Origin of the sequence: Streptomyces daqingensis (genome assembly GCF_014645895.1) — a bacterium.
In the GTDB taxonomy this organism is placed as follows: Bacteria; Actinomycetota; Actinomycetes; order Streptomycetales; family Streptomycetaceae; genus Streptomyces; species Streptomyces daqingensis.
In genome coordinates this window covers 407,046-433,963 of record NZ_BMMP01000003.1, presented here as the reverse complement: position 1 = coordinate 433,963, position 26,918 = coordinate 407,046, and the positions used below count along the sequence as shown (strand labels likewise).

Here is a 26,918-nt window from a genome sequence, read left to right as displayed (position 1 = left end):
CCGGCACTTACCCCGGCGGCGGAGCGCCCGCCTGCGCCGCGACGCGGCCGGGCTGGGGGACACTGCGGCGATGAGCGTGCTCACCTGGACCGCCGCCGCCTCCCTCGCCGCCTGGCTGTGGCTGCTGGCGGGGCAGGGCCTCTTCTGGCGCACGGACATCCGCCTGCCGCCCGGCGGGGAGCCGGACTGGTGGCCGTCGGTGGCGGTCCTCGTCCCGGCGCGGGACGAGGCGGCCGTCCTGCCGTCGAGCCTGCCGACGCTCCTCGCCCAGGACTATCCCGGCCATGCGGAGATCATCCTCGTCGACGACGGCTCGACCGACGGCACCGGCGACCTCGCGCTGCGGCTCGCGCGGGCACAGCCGGACGGCCTCCCGCTCTCCGTGCACCGCCCCGGCGACCCGGAAGCCGGGTGGACGGGGAAGCTGTGGGCGCTGCGGCACGGCATGTCCGTCGCGAGGGAGCGCACCGACGCCGAGTTCCTGCTGCTGACCGACGCGGACATCGCGCACGACCCGGACTCGCTGCGCAGCCTCGTGCGCGCGGCCCTCGGCGCCCGCCTGGACCTCGTCTCCCAGATGGCGCGGCTCCGTGCGGACAGCGGCTGGGAACGGCTCATCGTCCCGGCGTTCGTCTACTTCTTCGCGCAGCTGTACCCGTTCGGCCGCGTGAACCGGCCGGCCTCGCGCACCGCGGCGGCCGCCGGCGGCTGCGTGCTGCTGCGCACCGAGACCGCCGTGCGCGCCCGCATCCCCGACCGCATCCGGGGCGCCGTCATCGACGACGTGACGCTGGCCCGGGCCGTCAAGCGCGAGGCCGGCGGACGCATCTGGCTCGGGCTCGCGGACAAGGTGACGAGCGTGCGCCCCTACGAACGCCTGCCGCAGCTGTGGCAGATGGTGGCGCGCAGCGCGTACGCACAGCTGGGACACAACCCGCTGGTGCTGGCCGGGACGCTCGCGGGACTCGCGCTCGTCTACCTCGCACCGCCGGTGACGGCGCTGGCCGGCTCGCCGGTGGGGGCGGCGGCGTGGGCGGTGATGGCGCTGACGTACGTGCCGATGCTGCGCTACTACGGTCAGCCGCCGTGGCGGGCTCTCGCGCTGCCCGCCACGGCCGCCCTCTACCTGCTGATGACGTTCGACTCGGCTCTGCGCCACCACCGGGGCCGCGGCGCCGCGTGGAAGGGCCGCACCTACGCCTGACGCCCCGCGCGGCGCCGGCCGACGCGCACGATCACTTGCGTCCCGGCGTCCACTGCATGCCCCAGCCGTAGGCCGCGTCCACCGTGCGCTGGGGGCTGCTGCCGCGCGGCGTGACCAGGTAGCGCGCCTCGCGGTGGACGACGAGGTCGCCGCTCTCGTTGGTGATCAGCGCGAGTGCGCAGACGTTGGAGGAGACCGTGCACTCGTCGAGGTGGAACTCGACCGGGGCGCCGTGCTGAGGCTGGAGGGTGACGGTCCCGTTGACGCTGGCGAAGCTGCGGGCCCCTTCGTAGATGGTCACGAAAATCAGGACGCGCCGCAGGTCCTTGGCGTGGTCGAGGTTGATCGTGAGGTTCTCGCCGGAGGCGTTCGCGCCCGTACGGTCGTCGCCGTCGAGGTGGATGAACGGCGGCTGGTGGAGCGACCCGTAGGCGTTGCCGAGCGCCTGGATGACGCCCTTGCGGCCGTCGGCGAGTTCGAAGAGCGCGCACAGGTCGAGGTCGAGGTCGGAGTGCATCGCCATGGCCTTGCCGAGCTTCCTGCCCCAGCCGGAGAACTGCTTCTGCACCTCCCAGTTGAGGTTGACGCGCATGGTTCCCGAGGTGCCGCCCTGCTTGGTGAGGGAGACGCTCGGCGCCTCCTTGGTCAGCGTCACCTTCGTCAGGCGTACGGGTTCGCGCGGCGGAGGCGGAGCCGCGGGCGGTGCTGCCGGAGGGGCTGCCGGGGGCGCGTGCGGGGCGGGGGCCGGTGCGGACGGGGCGGTCTGCGCCGGCGCACGCACCGGTTCGGCGGGTTCGTCGACGCTGATGCCGAAGTCCGTTGCCAGACCGGCCAGTCCACTGCCGTAGCCCTGCCCGACCGCGCGGAACTTCCAGGCGCCCTGCCTGCGGTAGAGCTCACCGAGGACGTAGGCCGTCTCCACCGTGGCGTCGGCGCTGTCGAAGCGCGCGAGTTCGGCTCCGCCCGCGGCGTCCAGCACCCGTACGCAGAGACCCGGGACCTGGCCGAAGGCGCCGCCGTCGGCGGACGCGGCGATCACGATCCGCTCGATCTCCCCCTCGACGCCGCCCAGGTCGGCGCTCAACGCGTCGGTGACGCCTGCTCCTTGAGGCTGCTTGCCTTCATGGCGCACCGCTCCGGAGGCGTGGCGCGGCTGGTTGTAGAAGACGAAGTCACCGTCAGAGCGCACCTTCCCCCCGGCGAGCAGCAGCGCGGAGGCGTCCACGTCGGGAACGCCGGGGCCCGCCTGCCAGCTCAGCTCGACACGTACGGACGCCGCGGCGACCGGGACGTTGGAGCCCTTCTGCATCGTCATGCCACTCCCCCTTCATCCGGTGGCCGTCGCGCTGTGCGGGCGGCTCGGCGGCAAACCTAATCGACGCGCCACGCAACGGCGAACGGCGCTCCTTTACAGGATCTCGACATCGCCCCGTGACCGTTTTCCACACGTTCGCTCGGTTTGGTGATACGGAGGCACTGCAAGCGCAAGAATCGGCCCCATGACCGGGCTCCCCAACGGCCACAATTTGGGCTTACCTTATGGGCATGACCTCCCCCCGCTACTCCCCTGGCGGCTACTACGCTGGCCCGTCCTACCCGGACACCCCGATCTACGACATGCTCGTCAACGAGCGTGGCACGCCGCAGATCGCGCCGATCCGGGTCCCGTCGGCGTACGAGCCCATCGGCTCCTCGCTCCCCGCCCTGCCTCCGGCGCGTCCCGCTCTTCCGTCCGGAGGCGGCCCCCAGCAGTACAACGCCCCGCCGCAGGGCTACTCCGGCGGCATGGGCCAGCAGCCTCCGCCGCCCGGAATGGCACAGCCGGCTCCGCTGCAGTCGGCTCCGCTGCAGCAGACGCCCGCTCCGTACATCCCGCAGCAGGCTCCCGCGCAGCGAGGATACCCGGACCCCCGGCAGTACCCGCAGCAACAGCAGCCTCAACAGACCCCGCCGCCGCAGCAGATGCGCCCCGTGGCCCCGCGCCCGGCGGCACCGCGGCCCGCGGCACCCCGGCCGGCAGCACCCCGCCCGGCACCGCCCCGCCAGATGCCGAACCAGTACGAGGACCCCTACGGCGGGCAGCAGTACCAGGGCCGCGGTTACTGAACACCGGCTCAACTGCCGGAACAGAGTGCCGGGTGACAGGATGGCCGCATGACCGAGCCGAGACCGTCCGCGTTGCACGTCTACCCGGTGAAGGCACTAGCGGGGACGGCTCTCGACGAGCTGGCGGTCGAACCGTGGGGCCCCGCAGGTGACCGGCGCTGGATGCTGACGGCGCCCGACGGCAACCAGCTGACGCAGCGGGAGCATCCGCGTCTCGCACTCGCACGCGCCGAACCGCTGCCCGGGATCACCTCCGCACAGGGTGCGGGGGAAGGGGGAGTCCGGGTGGCGGCTCCGGGGAGGGAGCCGCTGGAGGTCGCGGTTCCTCCGCGGGCCGGCGGGACGGTCGTGGTGCAGATCTTCGGGAGGAAGGTCGAGGCGGTGCCCGCGGCGCCCGAGGCGAGCGCGTGGTTCTCCGGCTACCTCGGGACGCCCGCGCAGCTCGTGTACATGGACGCCCCGGAGCACCGGCGGCAGATCGGGGCGTTCGCACGCCCTGGTGAGACGGTCTCCTTCGCGGACGGCTTTCCCCTGCTGCTGACGTCGCTCTCCTCGCTCGACGCCCTCAACTCGCTGATCGCACAGGGAGATCACGCCGACGAGGGACCGCTGCCGATGAGCCGCTTCCGTCCCAACATCGTCATCGAGGGCACCGCCCCGTGGGCCGAGGACGGGTGGCGCCGGGTGCGGATCGGCGAGGTCGTCTTCCGCGTCGTCAAGCCCTGCGGCCGCTGCGTGGTGACCACGACGGACCAGGAGACCGCCGAACGCGGAAAGGAACCGCTGCGCACCCTGGCCCGCCACCGTCGCTTCGGGGACCAGCTGGTGTTCGGCCAGAATCTGATCCCCGAGCGCACGGGCAGGGTGCGCAGCGGTGACTCGTTCGAGGTTCTCGACCAGTAGGTGCCGGACCACCTGGCAGCACGTCCTCTCACGAGCCGTCTCGGAGACCGGCCGGCAGGCACTTCTCCCGACCCGCCGGCCGGCCGTTCTCCGCAGGCCCCTCCGTCCGGCTCCCGTCGGATCACGGAGTGCCGGGCGGCCGGGCTCAGGGCTCCCGCTACTCCAGCAGCCTGGAGCGGATGAGGAAGCGGACACCTTCCGGCGCCTCCAGGGAGAATCCGCTGCCGCGCCCCGGCACCACGTCCACCGTGAGGTGGGTGTGGCTCCAGTAGGCGTACTGGCCGGCGGACATCCAGAACGGCACCGGTTCGGCGACGCCTTCCACGGCCAGTCCGCCGAGGAGGACGTCCGAGTCGCCCGTCCGCAGCTCCCCGCGCTCGTAGCACATGGGAGAGCTGCCGTCGCAGCAGCCGCCGGACTGATGGAACATCAGCGGCCCGTGCTGCTCCGTCAGGCGGCGGATCACGTCTGCCGCCTCGCCGGTGACGGCGACCCGTTCGGGGCCGTCCGGTGCGGGCCCCTCCCCGGTCTGCCGCGGCGCCACCTCCCGCGTCCGCTCTCCGGAGGCCATCAGAAGAACCCGAGCTTCTTCGGCGAGTAGCTCACCAGCAGGTTCTTGGTCTGCTGGTAGTGGTCGAGCATCATCCGGTGGTTCTCGCGGCCGATGCCGGACTGCTTGTAGCCGCCGAAGGCGGCGTGCGCCGGATAGGCGTGGTAGCAGTTCGTCCACACCCGCCCGGCCTGGATGGCGCGTCCCGCCCGGTAGGCGGTTCCGCCGTCGCGCGTCCACACGCCGGCGCCGAGGCCGTAGAGCGTGTCGTTGGCGGTCCGCATGGCGTCCTCGAAGTCGGAGAAACCGGTGACCGCGACGACCGGTCCGAAGATCTCCTCCTGGAAGACGCGCATCTTGTTGTCGCCCTCGAGGACGGTCGGCTGCACGTAGTAGCCGCCCTCCAGCTCCCCGCCGAGTTCGGCCCGCGCGCCGCCTGTCAGCACCCGGGCGCCCTCCTTCCTGCCGATGTCCAGGTAGGAGAGGATCTTCTCCAGCTGGTCGTTGGAGGCCTGGGCCCCGACCATCGTCCCGGTGTCCAGCGGGTGCCCCTGGACGATCTTCTCGGTGCGCGCGATCCCCGCGTCGAGGAAGTCCCTGAAGTGGCCGTGCTGGATGAGCGCACGCGACGGGCACGTGCACACCTCGCCCTGGTTGAGGGCGAACATGGTGAAGCCTTCGAGCGCCTTGTCGAGGAAGTCGTCGTCGGCGGAGGAGACGTCCTCGAAGAAGATGTTGGGGCTCTTGCCGCCGAGTTCGAGCGTGACGGGCCTGAGGTTCTCCGAGGCGTACTGCATGATCAGCCGCCCCGTGGTCGTCTCACCCGTGAAGGCGACCTTGGCCACCCGCGGGCTGGCGGCCAGCGGCTTGCCCGCCTCGACGCCGAAGCCGTTGACGATGTTGACCACGCCGGGCGGCAGCAGGTCGGCCACCAGGCTCATCCAGAAGTGGATGGACGCCGGGGTCTGCTCGGCGGGCTTCAGGACGACCGCGTTGCCCGCCGCCAGCGCGGGCGCGAGCTTCCAGGCGGCCATGAGGATGGGGAAGTTCCACGGGATGATCTGCGCGACGACGCCGAGCGGTTCGTGGAAGTGGTAAGCGACGGTGTCCTCGTCGATCTCCGACAGGGAGCCCTCCTGGGCCCGCAGCGCGCCCGCGAAGTACCGGAAGTGGTCGATCGCCAGGGGGATGTCGGCGGCGAGGGCCTCCCGCACCGGCTTGCCGTTCTCCCAGGTCTCGGCGACCGCCAGCTCTTCGAGGTGGTCCTCCATGCGCTGGGCTATCCGGTTGAGCACTGCGGCCCGGTCCGCGGCGGGGGTACGGCCCCAGGCGGGAGCCGCCGCGTGGGCGGCGTCGAGGGCGCGCTCCACGTCGTCCGCGGTGCCGCGGGCGATCTCCGTGAAGGACGCTCCGGTGACAGGTGTGGGGTTCTCGAAGTAGCCGCCCTGTGCGGGGGCGACGTAGGCGCCCCCGATCCAGTGGTCGTAGCGTGACTGATAGTCCATGACGGCCCCGTCGGACCCGGGCGCGGCGTAGCGGCTCATCTGCTTGCCTCCCCTTGTGACGCGTGCGGCCCGCCCGGCGGGGGCGGGCTCGTTCTGCGGGTGAGGCTATGGGCGGGAACGTTGCGGATACGTTGCGTGTGCTTCCCTGCCCGCTGCGTACCGGCCGGGACGGTCTCCGCCGCCTCCCGCGCTCTCCTCCAGCCCGTAGGAGAGCCGCAGTTCACGCACGCGCGAAGCCAGCGCCAGCCGCCGCGTCTCTCCGGCGCCGCGGCACGTCAGGAGCGCCTCCCACGCCTCCAGGTCGTCCTCGCCCCAGGGCGTGCGCACCCACTCCTCCAGCAGCACCGCGTCGGGCCTCCGCAGCAGCGCGCGGCGCAGCCGGTCCTCCAGCAGCCGGCGCAGGCGTACGACGCCGGGGGCTTCGGACAGCGGCAGCAGCGGCCCCCGGTATGCCGCGAGGGCGGCCCGCGGGTCCCCTGCCGACAGGGCGTCGCCGACCGCGTCGTAGTCGGTGTGGGGACGCCTCCTCAGGCGGTACGGGCGCGAGTCCAGCAGCGGCCCCAACAGGCCGCGCAGGCGGGAGAGTTCGGCCCGCAGCGTCACCGGGTTGACGTCCCGCTCGCCGTAGAGTTCGAGCGCGAGCCGCTCGCCCGTCAGCCCCTCGGGGTGCGCCGCCAGCAGCATCATGATCTCGCTGTGCCGCCGCCCCAGCCGCAGCGGAGCGCCCGTCCCGGCCGTCCCTCCCGCCCGGTCGGAGCTGCCGCTCCGCCCGGCGCCCGCGTCGAACAGCGCCTCGTCGCAGCCCAGTACGTTCAGGACGGGTCCGGCGGGAGCGGACGCGCCGGGCCCACCGCCGAGTTCGCCGAGGACGGCCTCCGCGGCCCGCGCGGTGGCCTGGACGAGGGCGAGGCTCTGCGGAGAGGCGAGATGGTCGCCGCCGGTGATGTCGACGGCGCCGACGAGGCGGTGCGTACGGGGGTCGTGGACGGGGGCGGCGGCGCACGTCCACGCCTGCACCGGCCGGCAGTAGTGCTCCGAGGCGAAGATCTGCACGGCGTGGTCGACGGCGAGCGCCGTGCCGGGGGCGTTGGTCCCGACGTACCGCTCCGACCAGCGGGCACCGGGCACGAAGTTCATCCGCTCGGCGTGCCTCCGCACTTGCGCGTGGCCCTCGACCCAGAGCATCCGGCCGTTCTCGTCGCACACGGACAGCAGGTGGGCGCCGTCGTCGGCCACCGTGCCGAGCAGTTCGCGGAAGAGCGGCATGACGCGTGCGAGGGGGTGAGCGGCGCGGTATGCCTCCAGTTCGCCGTCGGCGAGGTCGATTCCGGCGACGCTCTCCGGCTCGACGGACGCTCCGGCGCACCGCTGCCAGGACTCGGCGACCACGCCCCTTACCAGCGCCCCGATCCCGCCGCCCGTCACGAACTCCTCGTGGGCGCGCCGCACCTGGCCGGCGCGCTCGGCCGCGTCGGCACCCGCCTCGAGCGCCAGCCATGGATTCAGCACACCGTCATCGTGCCGCCCGGCGCAGCGCCAGGCAACGGCTGGACCGGGACAATCCGCCACGGTTCGGATGCTTCTCCCGGCATACGGGGCGGGTGTCAGCCGCCGTGCTCCCTGGTACCCATCCGGCATGCATACGCACTCCGCTCTCTCCGACGAGGAAGCCGCACGGCTCGACGCCCACTGGCGTGCCCTCAACTACCTCTCCGCCTGCCAGCTCTATCTGCGTGCCAACCCGCTGCTGCGGGAGCCGCTGCGCGCGGAGCACGTCAAGCCGAGGCTCCTGGGGCACTGGGGCTCCTCACCGGGCCTCGGCCTCGTCTACACGCACCTCAACAGGGTCGTCCGCGAGCACGGCACGGAGGCGCTGTGCGTGTGGGGGCCGGGCCACGGTGCTCCGGCTGTGCTCTCGGGCGTCTGGCTGGAGGGCACGTTCGGGGAGTACGACCCGGACCGGGCGCGGGATGCCGAGGGGATGCTCCGGCTCTTCCGCGACTTCTCCCAGCCGGGCGGCCTGCCCAGCCACACGGCCCCGGACGTGCCGGGCTCGATCCAGGAGGGCGGCGAGCTCGGCTACGCGCTGGCACACGCCTACGGGGCGGCGTTCGACAATCCGGACCTGCTGGTGTGCGCCGTGATCGGGGACGGCGAGGCGGAGACGGGGCCCCTCGCCGCGTCGTGGCACTCCAACAAGTTCCTGGACCCGGTGTACGACGGCGCGGTGCTGCCGGTGCTCCACCTCAACGGCTACAAGATCGCGAATCCGTCCGTGCCGGCCCGTCTCCCGGAGGACGAACTCGACTCCCTGCTGCGGGGCTACGGGTACGACCCCCTCCACGTCACCGCGGAGCCGGACACTCCCCCGGCCGAGACGCACCGCTCGCTGGCGGGCGCCTTCGACACGGCGCTGGAGCGCATCGCCCTCTACCAGCGCGAGGCCCGCGCCCGGGACGGCAGCGGCGGCGTACAGCACAGGCCCCGCTGGCCGATGCTGGTGCTCCGTACGCCGAAGGGCTGGACGGGCCCCCGGTACGTCTCCGGCAAGCCCGTGGAGGACACCTGGCGCTCGCACCAGGTGCCGCTGACCGGCGTCACCGAAGACGCCGACCGGCTGAGGCAGTTGGAGGAGTGGCTGCGCTCGTACCGCCCGGAGGAGCTCTTCGACGGGGACGGCAGGCCGTCCGCGGACGTCCTGGCGTGCGTGCCCGAAGGCGACCGGCGGCTGGGCGCGGTGGCGCACGCGAACGGCGGACGTCTGGTGCGCGAGCTGCCGCTGCCCCCGCTTGAGCGGTACGCCGTACAGCTCAAGACGCCCGGCGGCAGCTCCCACGAGCCGACGCGCGTGCTCGGCGGTCTGCTCACGGAGCTGTTCGAGGCGACCGCCGAGCGGCGCGACTTCCGCATGGTCGGACCGGACGAGACGGCCTCCAACCACCTCGACGCGGTCTTCTCCGCCACCGCACGGGGCTGGCAGGGGAGCACCCTCGGCACGGACGAGGACCTGGGCCCCCACGGCCGCGTCCTCGAAGTGCTCTCGGAGCACATGTGCCAGGGCTGGCTGGAGGGGTACGTCCTCACCGGGCGGCACGGCCTGTTCGCCTCCTACGAGGCGTTCGCGCACATCGTCGCCAGCATGGCCGGGCAGCACGTCAAGTGGCTGCAGAGCGCGCGCGACGTACCGTGGCGGCAGCCTCTCGCCTCGCTCAACTACCTGCTCACGTCGCACGCCTGGCGGCAGGACCACAACGGCTTCTCCCACCAGGACCCCGGATTCATCGACCACATCCTCAACAAGAGCCCGGAGGTCGTGCGGGTCTACCTGCCGCCGGACGCCAACACGCTGCTGTGCGTGGCCGATCACGTGCTGCGCACACGCGACACGGTGAACGTCGTGGTGGCCGGCAAGCAGCAGTGCTTCGACTGGCTGGGCCTGGAGGAGGCCCGCGGCCACTGCGCCCGCGGCCTGGGCGTCTGGGAGTGGGCGGGCACCGAAGTGGGCGGCAGGGAGCCCGACGTGGTGCTGGCCTGCGCCGGGGACGTACCCACGCAGGAGACGCTGGCGGCCGCCTCGCTGCTGCGCGAGCATCTGCCGCAGCTGGCCGTGCGCGTGGTCAACGTCGTCGACGTCGCCCGGCTGATGCCGCGCACCGAGCACCCGCACGGGCTGCCCGACGCCGAGTTCGACGCCGTCTTCACCCGTGACCGGCCCGTCGTCTTCGCCTACCACGGCTATCCATGGCTGGTGCACCGGCTCGCCTACCGCCGGGCGGTCCACGACTCGCTCCACGTGCGCGGCTACAAGGAGATGGGCGCCACGACGACGCCGTTCGACATGGTCGTGCGCAACGACATGGACCGCTACCGGCTGGTGATGGACGTCATCGACCGCACTCCGGGCCTGGGAGCGGAGGCGATCGGCCTGCGGCAGCGGATGGAGGACGTGCGGACGCGGCACCACGCGTGGGTCCGCGAGCACGGCACGGACCTGCCGGAGGTGTCGGAGTGGAGGTGGCCGGGCGCCTGACGCCTCGAGCCGCACCTCCGTGCTCGCGCGGGCGCGCGCCGGGCCGGGAGCTGCCCGTGGGACACCCTGTGGCCGCGGTTGTGTACCGAAGATGTCACCGGGTGCCCCCCGTCACGGCGGGGTGCGGCACCCCGGAGTAGAGTCGGTGCTCCACGCGGGAGGCACACGGAGACCCTGCAAGGCGCCCCGCACCGCAGGTCCGGGCGCCCGGAAAACCGATCGGAACACTGACCTCGTTCCGGTGATTTGAGTCTCTTTGCGCCTGTCCCAGGCATGTACCGCCTCACGAGAGGTACTTGCGAACGTGGAGAAGGGGGTGAGAAGTCATGCGCTCGATCGTCGGCCTGTGGCGCTGGCGCAAGAATCCGCTGTGCCGCCGCAGCGACCGCCGCGAAGCGTGGCTGGCACTGTGTGCCGTAGTTCTGATCGTCGTCATCACTCCAGTCGTCGGATGGCTGGGAACTTCCGCCGCGCACGATGCCCTGCTGCAGAACATCGACGAACAGAAGCGGAGCCGGCACCAGATCTGGGCGACCGCCGAGTCCGTCCAGACGCGTGCTCCGCTGGACACCGATCCCGAGACCGCCGTGCAGAGTCCCGAGCGGCACCGGGTCGTGGCCCACTGGGCCGGTCCGGACGGCACCAGCCACAAGGGCACTGTCACAGCGAAGGCCCAAGTGCAGCCCGGTGAACGCTTCCGGGTCTGGACGGACGCGGAGGGCCGCGTCGTCAAGAGCCCCATGAACCAGGGCACGGCTGCCTCGTACGCCGCACTGGCGGGACTCGCCGCAGCGGTCGGTGCCGCGGCCGCCGCGGAGACCGGACGCCGCCTGGTCGTCCGGCAGTTGCTGCGTCGCCGCTACGCGCGCTGGGACGCGGAGTGGGCGCGCATCGGCCCCGACTGGGGACGCACCGGCTCCAACTACTGAGCGTGCTCCGGCAACTCGCGGGACTGCCCCCGGCGCGGCTCTCCGTGCCCGTGGCGGTGCCCGGAGTGCGGACGCGTGGAGTGAGCACCTCGGCACGCACGCTACGGTGGTGCATCTCTCGTGCGCGTGTCTCCCACGCGCAGTGGACACCATCGAAGTTGGGGCACAACTGTCAATGGCACAGGGCTCGGTGCAGGTGACGCACGCCGGAACGTCGCGGTGGCGGCGCCGCACGGGAGAGTACGCCTCTCTCGCCGCCGCCCTGGAGGTCGCCTCCGACGGTGACGTGGTGACCGTGGCACCGGGAACGTACCGGGAGAACCTGGTCCTCGACCGCACCGTCACCCTGCGCGGCCCCGAGCGCGCCGCCTCCGGATCGGTGCGCATCGCCCCGGCCGAGGGGGTGGCGCTGACCGTCCGGTCCTCGGCCGTCGTGCAGGACCTGCAGATCGAGGCGCAGGACGCGGCCTCGCCCGCCCTCCTCGTGGAGGACGGCGCCGCGGAGCTCAACGGCCTCCGCGTGATGACGCGTTCGGCGGCCGGCATCGAGGTGCGGTCCGGGGCCCGGCCCACCGTGCGGCGCTGCACCGTCGACAACCCCGCGGGCATCGGGATCAGCGTGACGGGCGGCGCGGGCGGCGTCTACGAGGAGTGCGAGGTCGTCTCCGCGGGCCAGTCCGGCATATCCGTGCGCGACGGCGCGCATCCCAGGCTGGAACGGTGCCGGGTCCACCACGCGACCGGAGCCGGGCTGTCGCTGCACGGCGAGGACAGCGCGGCGGAGGCCGTCGGCTGCGAGGTCTACGAGATCAAGGGCACCGGCGTGCAGGTCGTCTCCCGCGCCACCGGCCACCTCACCGACTGCCGGGTGCACCGCACTTCGGCCGACGGCGTCACCATGGACACGGACGCCGTCCTCACTCTCGCCGACTGCGACATCCACGACATTCCCGAGAACGCCCTCGATCTGCGTTCCCGCTCCGTTCTCACCCTCACCCGCTCCACGGTGCGGCGCTTCGGCCGCAACGGCCTGTCCGTGTGGGACCCGGGCACGCGGGCGGACGCCAACAACTGCGAGATCCACGAGAGCACGGGCGACTACCCGGCCGTGTGGATCAGTGACGGCGCCACGGTCGTGCTCGACTCCTGCCGTGTGCACACCGTCCCCGACGCCCTGTTCGTCCTCGACAGGGGCTCGCGTGCCGACGTCGTCGACAGCGACCTGACCCAGGTGCGCGGCACCGCGGTGTCGGTCAGCGACGGTGCCACGGTGCAGCTGGACGACTGCCGCATCCGCGAGGCGGCCACCGGCGCCTGGTTCCGCGACCACGGCAGCGGCGGCACCCTCGCCAACTGCACGGTCGACGGGGTCGCCACGGGCTTCATCGTCACCAAGGGCGCCGACCCCAACGTCGAGCGGTGCACGGTCAGTTCACCCGAGGAGGCCGGCTTCTACGTCTCCGCGGGCGGGCGCGGCACCTTCCACGGCTGCCGGGTCACCGGCTCGAAGGGTTACGGCTTCCACGTCATCGACGGCTGCCGCACGACGCTGCGCCGCTGCCGGGCGGAGCGGTGCGCGCGGGGCGGCTACGAGTTCGCCGAGGAGGGGCACGTCGTCGAGGACTGCACGAGCGACCAGAGCGCCGCTCCTGTCAGCGCAGCCCCCACACCGCCGCCCGCCGACCCCTCCCCCGCCGGCGCCGGCCTGCTCACCGCGCCGCTGACGGCGCCGAAGAAGGCTTCCAAGCAGCAGCCCGAGACGCCCCCGGAGGGCACCACGGCCTCCGGAGTTGCGTCGGGGGGCGAGGCGGAGCCCGCACGCCCCGCACAGGAGGTCCTGGGCGAACTGGACGCCCTGGTGGGCCTGGAGAGCGTCAAACGGGAGGTGCGGGCCCTCACCGACATGATCGAGGTGGGGCGCCGCCGCCAGGAGGCGGGGCTCAAGGCCGCCTCCGTGCGCCGGCACCTGGTCTTCACCGGGTCGCCCGGTACCGGCAAGACCACCGTCGCGAGGCTGTACGGGGAGATCCTCCATTCCCTGGGTGTGCTGCAGCGCGGGCACCTGGTGGAGGTCTCCCGCGTCGACCTCGTCGGCGAGCACATCGGCTCGACCGCGATCCGCACGCAGGAGGCATTCGACCGGGCCCGCGGGGGCGTGCTCTTCATCGACGAGGCCTACGCCCTCTCCCCTGAGGACGGTGGGCGCGACTTCGGGCGCGAGGCGATAGACACCCTGGTGAAACTGATGGAGGACCACCGCGAGGAGGTCGTCGTCATCGCGGCGGGCTACACGACGGAGATGACCCGCTTCCTCGCGGTCAACCCCGGTGTCGCGTCCCGCTTCTCACGGACCATCACCTTCGGCGACTACGCCCCCGAGGAGCTGCTGAGCATCGTGGAGCAGCAGGCGCAGGAGCACGAGTACCAGCTCGCGCCCGGGGCCACCGAGGCGCTGCTGAAGTACTTCGCGGAGCTGCCGAAGGGCCCCACGTTCGGCAACGGGCGCACCGCCCGGCAGACCTTCGAGGCGATGGTCGAGCGGCATGCGGGCCGGGTCGCGCAGCTTCCCGACCCCGACACCGACGACCTGACGCTCCTCTACATGGAGGACCTGCCCGGATCGCTGTGACTCCGGTCGCCGTCGCCTCCCGCCTGGCGTGGCAGGTCCGGTGACGGCTGCGGACCGGATGCTCCGGGGCCCCCGTCCTCCCCGTCGACGTCCATTCCCCGGTTCAGCCGCATCCGGTCGGTGTTCGCCCTCTTCAGCTCGGAGACCGCCCGGATCACGGCGGCGACGCCGGTGCACAGGGCGAGAACGGCGCCCGCGGCGGAAGCCACGACCTGTGCGGCCTCCGGCACCGCCAGGTGCGTTCCCTCCAGCACCGCCGGCACGCACAGAGCCGCAACCGTGAAGGCCAGCGCCGCGTATCCCAGCAGCCACGCAGCCGACGATGTCGGCGTCTGCGTCGGCGTCGAGGGAACGGCCGGAGCCGGCGCCCAGGACGGGGCGGCCTCCTGATCGTTCCCGTCGCGCCGCGCCGGGGGAGCGTCCGACTGAACCGGGACGGTGGCAGCGCCGTCCCCCGGAGGCGCCTGAAGCGGCTCGGACCCGCCCCCGTCCCGCTGCATGTCCGGGTCCGCACCCACCCGGGCCGCCTGACCGTCCGGAGAGGCGGACGCCGCGCATGCGGGCCCGGGCTCCCGGGTGCGCAGCCGTGCCAGCAGGCGGTCCCGCTCCTCGTCGAACGCGGGATCAGCCTGGTACTCGCTGTGCCCGAGGATCGGTGAGGGAAGCGGATGCCGGAGCGTGCGCCCGTACTCCAAGGGGTCCAGCAGCGGTCCTCTGTCCACTCCGGGTACGTCGCCGCCGTCTGCGTGGTCGACCGGGCCGCCGATGGGGTCGGTCAGGCGCCACAGGTTGCGCCAGCAGTCCACCTGGTGGTGCAGGTCGTCGAGCTGCCGCGGGCCGAAGTAGGCGGGGAACCAGCGGCCGTAGAGACGCTCCAGCGGCGACCCGTAGGTGAGCAGCGCTATCTGCCCGCGCGTGCCGGGCTCCAGGTGCCACACGGCTGCCGCGGCGAGGACGCTGCCCTGCGAGTGGCCGGAGATCACCAGGCGCCCGCCGGTCTGCTGGGTCCAGGTGGCCATGCGCCACGCCAGGTCGGGCACGGCGCGCTCGGCGTAGCAGGGCGGGGCGAAGGGATGCGCTGCCCGGGGCCAGAAGGTGCCGACGTCCCACAGGATGCCGATGGTGCGGCGCGCGGAGGGGTCGCGGTAGGCGCGGCGGCCCCAGGCGACCAGCAGCACGAAGGCGAGCCCGACGAGCCAGGACCCCAGGGCCTGCGCGGTGTCGGCGAACCCGTCGACGACGCCGGGCATGCCGTCGGCGGCCCGGCCCGGCACCTGACGCGTCAGCCAGGTGCCCAGCACGCCCGCCGCGCCGAGGAGCAGCGTGAACAGGGCGACGGTGCCGACGATCCAGGGCGCCGAGTCGGTCAGCGCGGCCCGCGCGACGGTGGAGGCGATGCGGCGTGAACGGGACGGGTCGGGAAGGGCGTCGGGGTAGCCGCGCTCCACGTCGTCCGTCAGCTCGGCGCTGCGGCGGGAGAGCCGTACGAGTAAGAAGGCCAGCATCACCAGTACGGCGCCCAGCAGCACGGGGATCGCGGAGGACTGCCACGTCAGCAGGATCGGCGGCCCCTCGATGTGCCCGCCGCCCGCTCCGGGGGTGCCGGGCCCGTCCAGCCAGTCGCCGACGCGCTGCGTGACACCGCCGGACATCACCCCACCGAGGGCGCAGGCGAGCATCGCCACGGCCGGGGCGCCCAGCCCCTTCAGCACCGTGCGCGGGACGGGCTCCCGCCGGTGCAGCAGCAGCCCTATGACACCGAGGGCGGCCACCAGTACGCCCTGCCCGACGGCCAGCACGCCGAACGTCTCATCACCCGGCAGCTCGCCCCCCGAGGAGATCCACTCGGGCCGGGACCAGGCGGCGTGGACCACGGCCAGCAGCAGTACGGCGACGGTCAGACCGGGCAGAGCGCGCACGGTGACCTTGTCGAGTGCGTCGTCGGGTTCGCTCTCCTTGCGGCCGCGCCTGCACACCACGTACACGACCCACACCGCGCAGCCGACGATCAGCACCTCCAGCAGCCAGCCCACGGCGTCGAGTCCCGCGCTGCCCCCGGGTTTCCGGTCGTAGCGCGTCGACGCGGCGGCCAGCGCGGCGGCGACCGTGAGGAACCCCGCCGCGGTGTGCGCCGCCCGCAGCCGGGCCACGAGGCGCTTGCCGTACCAGAACCCGGGCAGGCACAGCGCGGGCCGCTCCCGCGCCTCCGCGTCGTACTCGGTGACCTCGGTGCGCAGCGGACGCTGTGACTCGTACGCCGCCCATGTGCGGTGCGAGAGCCACCACAGCAGCACGGTGAGGACGGCGGGCACCACCGCGGCCAGCGCCAGGCGGCGGCCGGGCTGGCTCCACCAGCCGCCCTCCCCCGAGGGGCTCTGCGCCATGAAGCCGAGCCAGGAGCGCTCGTCGACGCAGGCGTCGGAGCCGGCGCACTGCCAGGCGACGAGGTCCAGGGCCACCTCGCAGGCCGCCGCCACCAGCAGCACCGTCAGGCTGAGTCCGATGAGCCGTACCAGCACGCCGTGCAGACGGAGCGCGGTGTGCCGCCCGTGTGCGGCCGGGCGCATCCAGTGGGCGAGGTTGGCGACCATGAACGGCAGCAGGATCAGCCACAGGGCGCGCGCGCCGTTGCCGGAGGTGAGGTTGGACCACGAGTAGGCCTCCGCGACGGGCTTGTCGCGGTAGTCCTGCGGCCGGGCCTCGGCGTCGACGTCGTCGGCTCGGCGGTACACGGCGGCCGTCGCGTCACCCGTGACGCACTCGATGCGCGGGTCGCCGAGCATCTCCTCCGGGGTGGTGCCCCCGACTCCGTGCACGAGCAGTTCCAGGTTCAGGCCGGGCGGCGGCTCGACTCCCGACTCCGGCGGGGCAGTTCGCGCCACGCTCGGCAGTGCGCTGCTGTTCCCGTGCTCCGGCAATGTGCTGCTCCCCCGGGTCGTCGTGCGGCGGCGATCGCTCAGCATCCTGCCCGCCCGCGCACGGGCGCAGGCTCTCACCACAGAAGCCACGCGAAATCGTGACGTCCGCCGGGCCCTTCGCCACATGGGAGGATGGCGGCGCGGGGCGTGCGGCGGAGGAAAGGAATCAAGCGCGGTGGGCGACAACCACAACCTGCTGGCCGAGCAGCGGCGGGCGCTGATCCTCGAAGAGGTGAGGCGGCACGGCGGCGCCCGGGTCAACGAACTGACCCGGAAGCTGATGGTCTCGGACATGACGGTCCGTCGCGATCTCGACGCCCTCGCCCGCCAGGGAGCCCTGGAGAAGGTGCACGGCGGCGCGGTGCCGCTCGCGGAGGCCAGCACTCACGAACCCGGGTTCGAGGCGAAGTCGTCCCTGGAGACGTCGGCGAAGAGCGAGATCGCCCGGGCGGCCGCGGCGATGGCGCAGCCGGGCAGCGCCATCGCGCTCTCCGGCGGCACGACGACGTTCGCGCTGGCGCAGCAGCTCGTGGACGTCCCCGATCTGACGGTGGTCACCAACTCCGTACGGGTGGCGGACGTCTTCCACACCGCGCACCGCGGCCCCGCCGGTGCGCGCTCCCCCCGTCCCGGCGCGGCGACGGTGGTGCTGACGGGCGGGATGCGGACCCCCTCGGACTCCCTGGTGGGGCCGGTCGCGGACGCGGCCATCCGCTCGCTCCACTTCGACGTCCTCTTCCTCGGCGTGCACGGCATATCCGTGGAGGCCGGACTGTCGACCCCCAACCTGGCGGAGGCGGAGACGAACCGGCGTTTCGTCGGTGCCGCGCGCCGTGTCGTCGTGGTCGCGGACCACACCAAGTGGGGCACCGTGGGCCTGAGTTCGTTCGCCACGCTCCGCGAGGTCGACGCCCTGGTGACGGACGGCGGGCTGCCGGACGGGGCGCGCGCGGAGATCCAGGACCATCTGCCGGAACTCGTCGTCGCTGGCGAGGAAGAGGGCGCCCGGAGGAGCTGACAGGGCGGACCCCTCCCCGCTTCCCGGGCTCACGGCCGCCGCGGCGGCCACGCTCCCCTTGCACCGCGGGACGTAGTCCGCCCGCCGGATGCGCGCCCGCCGCCGAGCTGGAATAACAGAATCCATGAACGGCCTCCCGATCGACGATGCCCGCACCTCCGCCTATCTCGCCCGCATCGGCGCCGCGCGCCCCGCACGACCCGACTCGCACTCTCTGCGCGAGCTGCACCGGCGGCACCTGCTCACCGTGCCGTTCGAGAACCTCAGCGTGCACGCGGGCGAGGACATCGTGCTCGACGCGGACGCCCTCACGCACAAGATCGTCGAGCGCCGGCGCGGAGGCTTCTGCTACGAACTCAACGGCGCCTTCGCCGCGTTGCTCGCCGCCTTGGGCTTCCCCGTGACGCTTCTGGCCGCGCGGGTCTTCGGGGACGGCGGGCCCGGGCCGCTCTTCGACCACCTGGCGCTGCGCGTGGAGACGCCGCGGCCCTGGCTGGTGGACGTCGGCTTCGGACGGCACAGCACGTACCCGCTGCGCCTGGACTCACGGGACGAACAGGCCGACCCCGGCGGCCTGTTCCGCGTCGAGGAGACCCCGCAGGGCGACCTGGACGTCCTCCGCGACGGCGTCGCGCAGTACCGCGTCGAGCAACGTCCGCGCACCCTGGCCGACTTCGCGCTCGGCTGCTGGTGGCACCGCACCTCGCCCGAGTCCCACTTCACGCGGTCGCTGGTGTGCTCCCTGCTGACCGAGGAGGGCCGCGTCACCCTGAGCGGCCGGACCCTCACCTCCACTGGCGGCGCGGGGCGGCACGAGGAGGAACTCGCCGGCGACGACGCCGTACTGTCCGCCTACCGCGAGCACTTCGGCATCGTCCTCGACCGCGTCCCCGCTCCCGGAGCAGGTCGTGCCTAGCGTTCTCCGGGCTCCGGGCGGGCCTCGCCGGGCCAGCGGCCCGTCGACAGGAGCGTCTCGATCGTCGCGGTGTACGGGGCGATGTCGAGGCCCTGCCCGGCAAGCCACGCGTCCGAGTAGTACTTGTCGAGGTAGCGCTCCCCGGGGTCGCAGATCAGCGTGACCACGCTGCCCGTCTCGCCCCGTCCGGCCATCTCCGCGACGATCTTCAGGGCGCTCCACAGCCCCGTGCCCGTCGAGCCTCCGGCCTTGCGGCCGGTGGCACGCTCAAGCGCCCGCACGGCCGCGACGCTGGCCGCGTCCGGCACCTTCATCATCCGGTCCACCGCGCTGGTCAGGAAGCTCGGCTCCATGCGGGGGCGGCCGATCCCCTCGATGCGTGAACTGCGCTCGCTGGCGGCCTCGTCGTCCCCGCCGAGCCATCCGTCGAAGAAGCAGGAGTTCTCCGGGTCGGGGACGCACACGCGGGTGTCGTACTGCATGTAGCGCACGTAGCGGGCGACGGTCGCGGACGTGCCGCCGGTCCCCGCCGTGGCGACGATCCAGGCGGGCTCCGGATACCGTTCGAGCTTCATCTGCTCGTAGATCGACTCCGCGATGTTGTTGTTGCCCCGCCAGTCGGTCGCCCGCTCGGCGTAGGTGAACTGGTCCATGTAGTGGCCGCCGGTCTCCACCGCGAGGGCGGCGGAGACCTCGTACACCGTCCGCGCGTCCTGGACGAGATGGCACTGCCCGCCATGGAACTCGATCAGCCGTGTCTTCTCGCGGCTCGTCGTGCGCGGCATCACCGCGATGAAGGGGACACCGATCAGCTTCGCGAAGTACGCCTCGCTGACCGCGGTGGACCCAGACGACGCCTCGATGACGGGCCTGCCTGGCCGGATCCAGCCGTTGCAGAGCCCGTAGAGGAACAGGGAGCGCGCGAGCCGGTGCTTGAGGCTTCCGGTCGGATGGGTCGACTCGTCCTTGAGGTACAGGTCGACGCCCCACTGCTCGGGCAGGGGGAAGGACAGCAGATGCGTGTCAGCGCTGCGGTTGTTGTCGGCCTGGACCCTGCGGACGGCTTCTTTCAGCCAGGCGCGGTAGTCGGGGTCGCTGCGGTCGACGTCGAGGGTGGCGGCTGCCGCGTCGGCGGAGGCGCGGACGGTCCCGTCCGCGGACGACTGCCCGGCCGCGCCGGCGGGGGGCGGATCGGTGGTGCTCACGGACCGATCATAGGAGGGCCCTCTGGTGGAGCACGCAGCTTGCGTGCACACTTCACAGAGGGTATATGGCGGCCGGTCGGGGGCACCCGCGCCGCTGGGGACCGGTGGGAGGTAACGGTGGCGGAGGCGGAGTACGACGCGGGTGGGGTCCGGATACGGCGGATGCTGCGCTCACTCACCCGGGCGGGCCATGTCCAGGTACGCGACGGCCAGCTGGTGCTCATGACCAGCTACGGCAGCGAGATCGACAGCGCCCCTCTCGACAAGGTGCGCATCAGCGGCTACGGGATGCCGGACAGCGCGCTGGCGACGATGAGCGGCACGCGCTACGTGCTCCAGCTCGGCCTCGGCAGACGGGAAGGGCTGCTGAGCGCCGTGCGCACCGCGCGCGCGAAGGCCGCCGCCGAACGGGGCGTGCTCGGCACCTGAGCGGGCCGGGCAGAACCGGGTCCGAGGGCACGTCCAGGACGTGTCCGTACCTTCCGTTTCCGTACCTTCCGGCGCGTCGCGGTGCGCCGGAAGGCCTGGTGCCGTGCCCGTGCGGCCCGGACCCCGGCCGCGTTGCGGGCACTGCCTCATCGGCCCATCCTGTGGCTGTGTCCTTCCTCACATGCATCTCGCAATGCTCCGGAACGCCCCCTGTGCGGGAGCGGCCGGCATGACGGGCCGGGCTGCGGCACGGTCGCGCACGCACTGCGCGGTCGAGTTCAACGCTCTGCCCTCACGCATCGGGCAGGTGCGCCGCATCGTCACCGCGCAGCTGCACCACTGGCGTCTCGATCCGCTGATCGACGCCGCGGCGCTCGGCGTCACCGAACTGCTCACCAACGTCCACCGGCACACCGGGCCGGACAAGCACTGCACCGTCGAACTCGTCTACCTCAGGGACCGGCTGACCGTCTCCGTGCGGGACCACGACCCTCGGCTGCCGCGGCTGCGCGCCGCCCAGTCAACGGCGACCAACGGGCGCGGCCTGGCCCTCATCGCGGCCGTCAGCGACAGCTGGGGCATGCGCGCACAGCACGACGGCTCGGGAAAAGTCGTCTGGTTCACCCTCCCCGTCGTCCTCGGTACACCGCTCCAGTGCGCGGACCTGACCGGAAAGACACCCGCACTCACCGCACTCACCGCCGCGGCCCCGATGCCCCTGGCGCCGGGCGACGACGAGGGCCCGCCGGCCTGACGGTCCCCCGCCCGGCCGGGCTACGGTACGCAGCCCGGCGGCCCGCAGGCGGCCGGGAACCCGCCGGAGCCCCTCTCTCTGCGACACCGGACCCCCGCCCGAGCCTCGTCGATCACGCCGGACGCGGAACGCTGCCCGAGGAGATATACGGGCCCGCTCTCCCCGGGCCAGCGCCGTCGTGCCGATGCACCGGGTCGACATGGCGGTCGGCTCCTCGGTTGCGAAGAGCTGTCGATGCTTCGCGTCCGAGCGTCGTCCCGGCGGGCCCGCCCCGTCGTCGTACGTTCCGGCGGGACCGCGGCCGCCTCGCGGGGAGTACGCGGCGGTGCGGCCCCGGTCCTCCGGAAGGCGCGGGGAGCGTCAGGCGGCGGGCTCCCGCAGGGTCACGGCGATGCCGACGTGCGGGCGCTTCCCCAGCCTGACGAGGGCGCCGCCCGTGTCGGTGAGGCGGAACTGCCATCCGTACTTTCGGGCCATGGCCCTGCGCACCCGCTTCAGCCCGTCCGCTTCCGTCATCAGCCTCGCGCTGCCCTCGACCACGGGCGCGTCCGGGGCGGTACGGCCCCGCACGTCGCACGGCGTGACGGTGACGCGTCCGCTGTTGCGGATGCGCTTGACCTTGCCGCTGTCGTCCCTGGTCCACACCAGCAGCTCGCCCTCGTCCTCGACGGCCCACACCGGAGTGGGCACGGCGGTGCCGTCGCGCTTGAACGTGGTGAGGCTGACGTACCGGCTGCCGGCGATCTGAGGTGTCATCACGGGGCGAGGGTAGTACCGGGCAGTCCGGCGGCCCCGCACGGCCCGTCAGAGGGAGCCGACGGCGGGCACACATGCGTGAGGTCCGGGCAGCTCCCCAGCTGCCCGGACCTCAATGCCGTCCGCCGCACCCCCGTCCCCACGGGGCTGACGGCCGGGTATCCCCGACTCGGGCCGCTCTCCCGAGCCTGGGGCACCGATTCAGTACCCCAGCATTCCGGCCACGGACGACGCCTGCGTGACCACCGCCTGGACCGCCCCGAAGACGATCGCGAGGACGACGGCCAGAGGGAGGACCATGGCGGCGGCCACGAGCGGATGCCTGCGGCCGCCCGGCCGGGTGCCGAAGTCGGCGAGGGCCGACAGCCGCTCCCGCGTCCGGCTTGCCGTGCGCCCTGCTGTGTGCGCCATGGTCAGCTCCCGTCGGATTCAAGGGCGGCGGACGTTTGACCTCGGGGGACGAGTGCAGCGCCCGCCGCTTGCCACAAGACTAGGTGTGCTCGGTACCTCCGGGCGTCATGCCCGCGTATCGACTGCGGGGCCTCCCGCAGGATGACGGCGGAGGCCGCCGGGTACTCCCCAAGGTGGAGGCGCGGCGCCAGGTCCCGGGGTCTGCCCGGAAGGGTCGCCCGGGGCCCCGGCGGCTGCCGCGACGCCCGCGGCACCGACGGGTCGCTCCGCGCCGGCGCCGCTTCCCGGTCGCCGCCGCGACGCCCGCGCCCGGCACCTGGGCGTTCTTCTCCGTTCAACACCCGCGTGTGCCCCGGATGATGCGCCGGTGAGATCCCTCACCTCGGGCTCCTCTCCGTCCATCCCGCAGACGGCCCGGCCGGCCCGCGGCGCGCAGCCGCGCCGCTGCTCCACCGGACAGACCCGCACGGCCGCCGGCTGAGCCGCCGCGAGATGCCGTCCCGTCAAATCGGTTGTGTGAACGGGGTGTTGCCCACGGGCACGGGCGGCACACCCGCGACGTCCGTTCCGTCCACGGCAAGGGCCGCGATCCGGCCACCGTGCCCGGCAATCCCGGCTGCGCCGCGTGCGCGGCCTGTCGTCGCCGCGTCGCGGCAGTCCGTAAGCTGTGCTCGTCAGACGGACGTAACCGGGTTACGGATGAAGTGGCCTACCCCGTGGGCAGGGGCGGGGCCTTCCCACCGGAGGCAGGGGAACGAGATGGCGATGATGCGGCTCCGACGCGAGGACCCGCGAGTCGTCGGTACGTTCAAGCTTCACCGGCGTCTGGGGGCGGGCGGCATGGGCGTCGTCTACCTCGGTTCGGACCGCCGGGGGCAGCGCGTCGCGCTGAAGGTCATCCGCCCCGACCTGGCGGAGGACCAGGAGTTCCGGTCGCGGTTCGCGCGGGAGGTGTCGGCCGCGCGGCGCATCCGCGGCGGATGCACCGCACGCCTCGTCGCGGCGGATCTGGACGCCGACCGCCCGTGGTTCGCCACCCAGTACGTTCCCGGCCCCTCGCTGCACGACAAGGTCAACGAGCACGGGCCGCTGCCCCCCAGCCAAGTCGCCTCCGTCGGCGCCTCGTTGGCGGAGGGCCTGGTGGCCGTGCACGAGGCGGGGGTCGTGCACCGCGATCTGAAGCCGTCCAACATCCTGCTCTCTCCGAAGGGCCCGCGCATCATCGACTTCGGCATCGCCTGGGCGACGGGCGCGAGCACGCTCACGCACGTGGGCACCGCCGTCGGCTCTCCCGGTTTCCTCGCCCCGGAACAGGTGCGGGGCGCGCTGGTCACCCCCGCCACTGACGTGTTCGCGCTCGGGGCGACGCTCGCGTACGCCGCTACGGCCGACTCGCCCTTCGGGCAGGGCAGTTCGGAGGTGATGCTCTATCGGGTGGTCCACGAGGAGCCCCAGCTGGAACACGTGCACGCCGCGCTCGCGCCGCTGATCCAAGCGTGCCTGGTCAAAGCCCCGGAGGAGCGCCCGAGCCCGCTCCAGCTCTCGCTGCGCCTCAAGGAGATCGCCGCGCGGGAGGCACGAGGCTTCTCCGAGGGCGCGGGAGGGCTGCACGGCCCGTCGCCCGCAGGGGAGGGCGCCGGTGGCGCGCAGGGCGTCGCCAGAGCGACCGCTTCCGGGGGCCACGGCCTCAACAGGCCCAGTGCGGCGTCGAGTTCGTCCCGTGCGCCGGGTCCGCGCGGGAGCTCCGGCGGAGTGCGGGGCAGGACTCCCGCAGAGCGGACCCGAGGCCGCCGGACGGAGGAGTACCAGAGCCGTCAGCGCCCCGAGCGTCGCGGCTCCGAACGGGGCCGCGAGCGCGGCGACCGCGGTCACACGTCAGTGAGCGGAACCCGGCACGGCACGGGCAGCGGGCACGGCCCCGAAGCGGGGGCGCCGCGCGGGTCCGCGGGCAGGACCGGCGAGCGCACGGCGACAGGCCGCAACGCGCCCAGGACCGGCGGCGGCGGCCGGCCCGGCCGGCCAGGCCCGCGCGGAAGCCGCACGCGCGGACCGGCGAGCGGCCCGCGGCGCACGCCGGCGCCCGACCGGCGGCTGCTGCGGCAGCGGCTCGTCGTCTTCGTGACGGTCACGGTCCTGGTCGCGCTCGGCATCGCGACGGCGCAGGGCTGCCAAGGGCCGGACAGCGGTGCGGGGTCGGCACCGCAGCGTTCCGTTCCGCTGACGCCGCTGCCGGAGCGTCCGCACGCGGACGGGGCCGCGCGGCAGCCCTGAGCGGGTCACCCGACGGCCCCGGCTCCCCACTTCTTCGCAGGCCCCGTCAGTCCCTCGTGACCGCGTAGAAGGCGACGGCAGCCGCAGCGCCCACGTTCAGCGAGTCGACGCCGTGCGCCATCGGGATGCGGACGCGCTCGTCGGCCGCCTCCAGCGCACGGCGCGTCAGCCCGTCGCCCTCCGCGCCGAGCATCAGGGCCACACGGTCCGGACGCCGTGACGTCACCTCGTCCAGGGGCACCGCTCGCTCGTCGGGCGTGAGGGCCAGCAGCAGGAATCCCGCGTCCCGCACGGTCTGCAGATCGTGGGGCCAACTGCCCAGCCGCGCATAGGGAACGGAGAAGACCGCCCCCATGGAGACCTTCACCGAGCGGCGGTAGAGCGGATCCGCGCAGGACGGTGAGAGCAGCACCCCGTCCATCCCGAGAGCGGCGGCGCTCCGGAATATCGCGCCGATGTTGGTGTGGTCGTTGACCGCTTCCATGACCGCGACGCGGCGGGCGGAGGCCAGCAGCTCCTCCGGGCCGGGAAGGGCCTTGCGGCCCATCGAGGCGAGCGCGCCGCGGTGCACGTGGTAGCCCGTCACCTGCTCGGCCAGTTCGGGTGCGACGACGTACGCGGGGGCGTCGACGGTGTCGAGGACGTCGCGCATCTGCTCGGCCCACTTCGAGGACAGCAGCATGGAGCGCATCGGGTAACCGGCCTGCAGCGCACGGCGGATGACCTTCTCGCCCTCGGCGATGAACAGTCCTTCCGCCGGCTCGCGGCGGCGGCGCAGCTCCACGTCCGTCAGGTCCGTGAAGTCGGCGAGCGAGGGGTCGTCGGGATCGTCGACCGTGATGAATCGGGCCACTGCTGCTTCCGGTTGTGGGTGGGGCATGTCCTTGCGGCGGGCGGTGCGCCCCGGCGGAGAACGCCGGATACGGCGTCAGGGACGCGAACGGCCGCCCAGGGAGACGACTTCGCCGATGACGACGACCGCCGGGGGACGCACGGCCTCCGCGGCGGCACGTTCGGCCACGGTCGCCAGGGTGGCGTCCACCCGGCGCTCCCCCGCCATCGTCCCCTCCTGCACGATGGCGACGGGCGTGGCCGCGTCCCGGCCGTACCGTACGAGCGTCTCGGCGATGGCCCCGATCCGCTCCACCGCCATCAGCAGGACCAGGGTGCCGCCGAGGCGTGCCAGGGCCTCCCAGTCGATGAGCGAACTCGGGTCGCCGGGAGCCACGTGGCCGCTGAGGACGGTGAACTCGTGGGCGACGCCGCGGTGCGTCACCGGGATGCCCACGGCCGCGGGAACGCTCACCGCGCTGGTGATGCCGGGCACGACGGTGACGGGAATACCCGCCTCGGCCAGCTGCTCGGCCTCCTCCATGCCGCGTCCGAAGACGAAGGGGTCGCCGCCCTTGAGCCTCACGACGGACTTCCCGGCCTTGGCGTGCTCGATCAGCGCGTCGTTGATGGCCTCCTGCGCCATGGCCCGTCCGTACGGGATCTTCGCGGCGTCTATCACCTCGACGTGCGGGGGGAGTTCGGCGAGCAGATCGCGCGGCCCGAGGCGGTCGGCGACGACCACGTCGGCCTCCGCCAGAAGGCGGCGGCCCCGCACGGTGATCAGGTCGGGATCGCCCGGGCCCCCGCCGACGAGCGCCACCCCCGCATGGCGGGCCCTGTGGCGCGGAGCACTCAGCGTGCCGTCGTGGAGCCCCTCGACGACGGCGTCGCGCACGGCGGCGGAGCGGCGCGGATCGTTGCCCGTGAGCACGGCCACCGTGACGCCCTCGCTGTGTCCGGTCGCCGGAGTCCACGCCGTCGCCGCGGCGGCCTCGTCGCTGCGCACGCACCACACGCGGCGCTCCTCGGCCTCGGCGGACGCCGCGGTGTTCGTGGCCGGGTCGTCGGTGGCGACCAGCGCGTACCACGCCTCCGCCAGGTCGCCGGGGGCGTACGGACGGCGTTCCCAGGTCACCTCGCCCGCGTCGGCCATGGCCTCGACGGACGGCGTGACCGACGGCGAGATCACCACCACGTCGGCGCCCGCCGCGAGCAGCGCGGGCAGCCGGCGCTGCGCGACGGTGCCGCCTCCGACGATCACCACCCGCCGCCCGGAGAGGCGAAGGCCGACGGGGTAGGCGGGGTGGTCGGCCCCGGCCTGCGCAGGGTCGTGGGAGGCGGGCCCGGTCGGGGACTCGGACATGGCGCTTGCGGCTCCTTGCTTGCGGAGTGGGCCGCTGCGGCGCTGAAGCGGCGTGAGGTGCGTTGGGGACGTGGACGGGCGGGCGCGGGCTCGGCCGGGCACGGGGACGCTGCTGATCCGGCGACCCACGGGGTGCGCCGGCCGGGCGGTGCGCGCCTGATGCGGCCGGTGTACAGGCTGCGGCCCG

Annotated in this window: 20 protein-coding genes and 1 pseudogene; 11 read left to right on the top strand and 10 right to left on the bottom strand. The window is 73.2% G+C overall.

Features of this window, described 5'->3' with window-relative positions:
- Positions 1 to 70 precede the first annotated feature (70 nt).
- Entirely contained in the window at positions 71 to 1,204 is a 1,134-nt protein-coding gene (locus IEY56_RS06920; RefSeq protein ID WP_189036169.1) for a glycosyltransferase, read from the top strand.
- A 31-nt stretch (positions 1,205 to 1,235) separates the two neighbouring features.
- Here IEY56_RS06920 and IEY56_RS06915 read toward each other — a convergent pair whose 3' ends face one another.
- Positions 1,236 to 2,519, bottom strand: a complete 1,284-nt coding sequence (locus IEY56_RS06915; RefSeq protein WP_189036168.1) for a TerD family protein — start codon at positions 2,517 to 2,519, stop codon at positions 1,236 to 1,238.
- Positions 2,520 to 2,749: 230 nt separating this feature from the next.
- Here IEY56_RS06915 and IEY56_RS06910 point away from each other — a divergent pair, with 230 nt between their 5' ends.
- Together IEY56_RS06910 and IEY56_RS06905 are read left to right on the top strand one after the other, a co-directional pair.
- On the top strand, positions 2,750 to 3,310 hold the full coding sequence (locus IEY56_RS06910) for a DUF6643 family protein (protein WP_189036167.1): 561 nt from the start codon (positions 2,750 to 2,752) through the stop codon (positions 3,308 to 3,310).
- A 48-nt stretch (positions 3,311 to 3,358) separates the two neighbouring features.
- Positions 3,359 to 4,213, top strand: coding sequence for an MOSC domain-containing protein (locus IEY56_RS06905; protein WP_189036166.1), 855 nt, complete (start codon positions 3,359 to 3,361; stop codon positions 4,211 to 4,213).
- A gap of 157 nt (positions 4,214 to 4,370) precedes the next feature.
- Here the strand turns inward: IEY56_RS06905 and IEY56_RS06900 are convergent, their stop codons facing one another.
- From IEY56_RS06900 to IEY56_RS06890, 3 genes are all read right to left on the bottom strand, one after another.
- The gene (locus IEY56_RS06900; RefSeq protein WP_189036165.1) at positions 4,371 to 4,784 is read right to left on the bottom strand and encodes a DUF779 domain-containing protein; all 414 of its coding nucleotides are present in this window, start codon (positions 4,782 to 4,784) and stop codon (positions 4,371 to 4,373) included.
- Positions 4,784 to 6,307, bottom strand: a complete 1,524-nt coding sequence (gene exaC / locus IEY56_RS06895) for an acetaldehyde dehydrogenase ExaC (protein ID WP_189036164.1) — start codon at positions 6,305 to 6,307, stop codon at positions 4,784 to 4,786. Before exaC ends, IEY56_RS06900 begins: the two co-directional genes overlap by 1 nt.
- 66 nt (positions 6,308 to 6,373) lie before the next feature.
- Positions 6,374 to 7,777: a GAF domain-containing protein gene (locus IEY56_RS06890; RefSeq protein WP_189036163.1), complete on the bottom strand. Its 1,404-nt coding sequence runs from the start codon at positions 7,775 to 7,777 to the stop codon at positions 6,374 to 6,376.
- 127 nt (positions 7,778 to 7,904) lie between these two features.
- Here IEY56_RS06890 and IEY56_RS06885 point away from each other — a divergent pair, with 127 nt between their 5' ends.
- From IEY56_RS06885 to IEY56_RS06875, 3 genes are all read left to right on the top strand, one after another.
- Entirely contained in the window at positions 7,905 to 10,298 is a 2,394-nt protein-coding gene (locus tag IEY56_RS06885; protein WP_189036162.1) for a phosphoketolase family protein, read from the top strand.
- A gap of 326 nt (positions 10,299 to 10,624) precedes the next feature.
- Positions 10,625 to 11,227, top strand: coding sequence for an Rv1733c family protein (locus tag IEY56_RS06880; RefSeq protein ID WP_189036161.1), 603 nt, complete (start codon positions 10,625 to 10,627; stop codon positions 11,225 to 11,227).
- A gap of 175 nt (positions 11,228 to 11,402) precedes the next feature.
- Complete coding sequence (locus IEY56_RS06875; protein ID WP_189036160.1) at positions 11,403 to 13,856, top strand: right-handed parallel beta-helix repeat-containing protein; 2,454 nt, start codon at positions 11,403 to 11,405, stop codon at positions 13,854 to 13,856.
- Positions 13,857 to 14,365: 509 nt separating this feature from the next.
- Here IEY56_RS06875 and IEY56_RS06870 read toward each other — a convergent pair.
- A pseudogene (locus tag IEY56_RS06870) lies at positions 14,366 to 16,819 on the bottom strand (hypothetical protein); the annotation flags it as partial.
- A gap of 130 nt (positions 16,820 to 16,949) precedes the next feature.
- Here IEY56_RS06870 and IEY56_RS06865 point away from each other — a divergent pair.
- Both IEY56_RS06865 and IEY56_RS06860 read left to right on the top strand, forming a co-directional pair.
- Positions 16,950 to 17,792 carry a DeoR/GlpR family DNA-binding transcription regulator gene (locus IEY56_RS06865; RefSeq protein ID WP_189036159.1) on the top strand — a complete coding sequence of 281 codons (843 nt, stop codon included), beginning with the start codon at positions 16,950 to 16,952 and terminating at the stop codon, positions 17,790 to 17,792.
- Positions 17,793 to 17,916: 124 nt separating this feature from the next.
- Positions 17,917 to 18,708, top strand: a complete 792-nt coding sequence (locus IEY56_RS06860; RefSeq protein WP_229711666.1) for an arylamine N-acetyltransferase family protein — start codon at positions 17,917 to 17,919, stop codon at positions 18,706 to 18,708.
- On the opposite strand, the gene IEY56_RS06855 is transcribed toward IEY56_RS06860, so the two are convergent.
- Positions 18,705 to 19,781 carry a PLP-dependent cysteine synthase family protein gene (locus IEY56_RS06855; protein ID WP_229711688.1) on the bottom strand — a complete coding sequence of 359 codons (1,077 nt, stop codon included), beginning with the start codon at positions 19,779 to 19,781 and terminating at the stop codon, positions 18,705 to 18,707. The genes IEY56_RS06860 and IEY56_RS06855 overlap by 4 nt on opposite strands.
- A gap of 249 nt (positions 19,782 to 20,030) precedes the next feature.
- Here IEY56_RS06855 and IEY56_RS06850 point away from each other — a divergent pair, with 249 nt between their 5' ends.
- Positions 20,031 to 20,342, top strand: a complete 312-nt coding sequence (locus tag IEY56_RS06850) for a hypothetical protein (protein WP_189036156.1) — start codon at positions 20,031 to 20,033, stop codon at positions 20,340 to 20,342.
- Positions 20,343 to 20,571: 229 nt separating this feature from the next.
- On the top strand, positions 20,572 to 21,096 hold the full coding sequence (locus tag IEY56_RS06845; RefSeq protein WP_189036155.1) for an ATP-binding protein: 525 nt from the start codon (positions 20,572 to 20,574) through the stop codon (positions 21,094 to 21,096).
- 360 nt (positions 21,097 to 21,456) lie between these two features.
- On the opposite strand, the gene IEY56_RS06840 is transcribed toward IEY56_RS06845, so the two are convergent.
- Entirely contained in the window at positions 21,457 to 21,852 is a 396-nt protein-coding gene (locus tag IEY56_RS06840; protein ID WP_189036257.1) for a PPOX class F420-dependent oxidoreductase, read from the bottom strand.
- A gap of 201 nt (positions 21,853 to 22,053) precedes the next feature.
- Positions 22,054 to 22,263, bottom strand: a complete 210-nt coding sequence (locus tag IEY56_RS06835; RefSeq protein ID WP_189036154.1) for a hypothetical protein — start codon at positions 22,261 to 22,263, stop codon at positions 22,054 to 22,056.
- A gap of 759 nt (positions 22,264 to 23,022) precedes the next feature.
- Between IEY56_RS06835 and IEY56_RS06830 the strand changes: the two genes are divergently transcribed.
- Positions 23,023 to 24,534, top strand: a complete 1,512-nt coding sequence (locus tag IEY56_RS06830; RefSeq protein ID WP_189036153.1) for a serine/threonine-protein kinase — start codon at positions 23,023 to 23,025, stop codon at positions 24,532 to 24,534.
- 46 nt (positions 24,535 to 24,580) lie between these two features.
- Here the strand turns inward: IEY56_RS06830 and IEY56_RS06825 are convergent, their stop codons facing one another.
- A complete protein-coding gene (locus IEY56_RS06825; RefSeq protein WP_189036152.1) occupies positions 24,581 to 25,387 on the bottom strand; it encodes a TrmH family RNA methyltransferase in 807 nt (268 codons plus the stop codon).
- A 75-nt stretch (positions 25,388 to 25,462) separates the two neighbouring features.
- Positions 25,463 to 26,731 carry a uroporphyrinogen-III C-methyltransferase gene (gene cobA, locus IEY56_RS06820; RefSeq protein ID WP_189036151.1) on the bottom strand — a complete coding sequence of 423 codons (1,269 nt, stop codon included), beginning with the start codon at positions 26,729 to 26,731 and terminating at the stop codon, positions 25,463 to 25,465.
- Between the last annotated feature and the right edge of the window lie 187 nt (positions 26,732 to 26,918).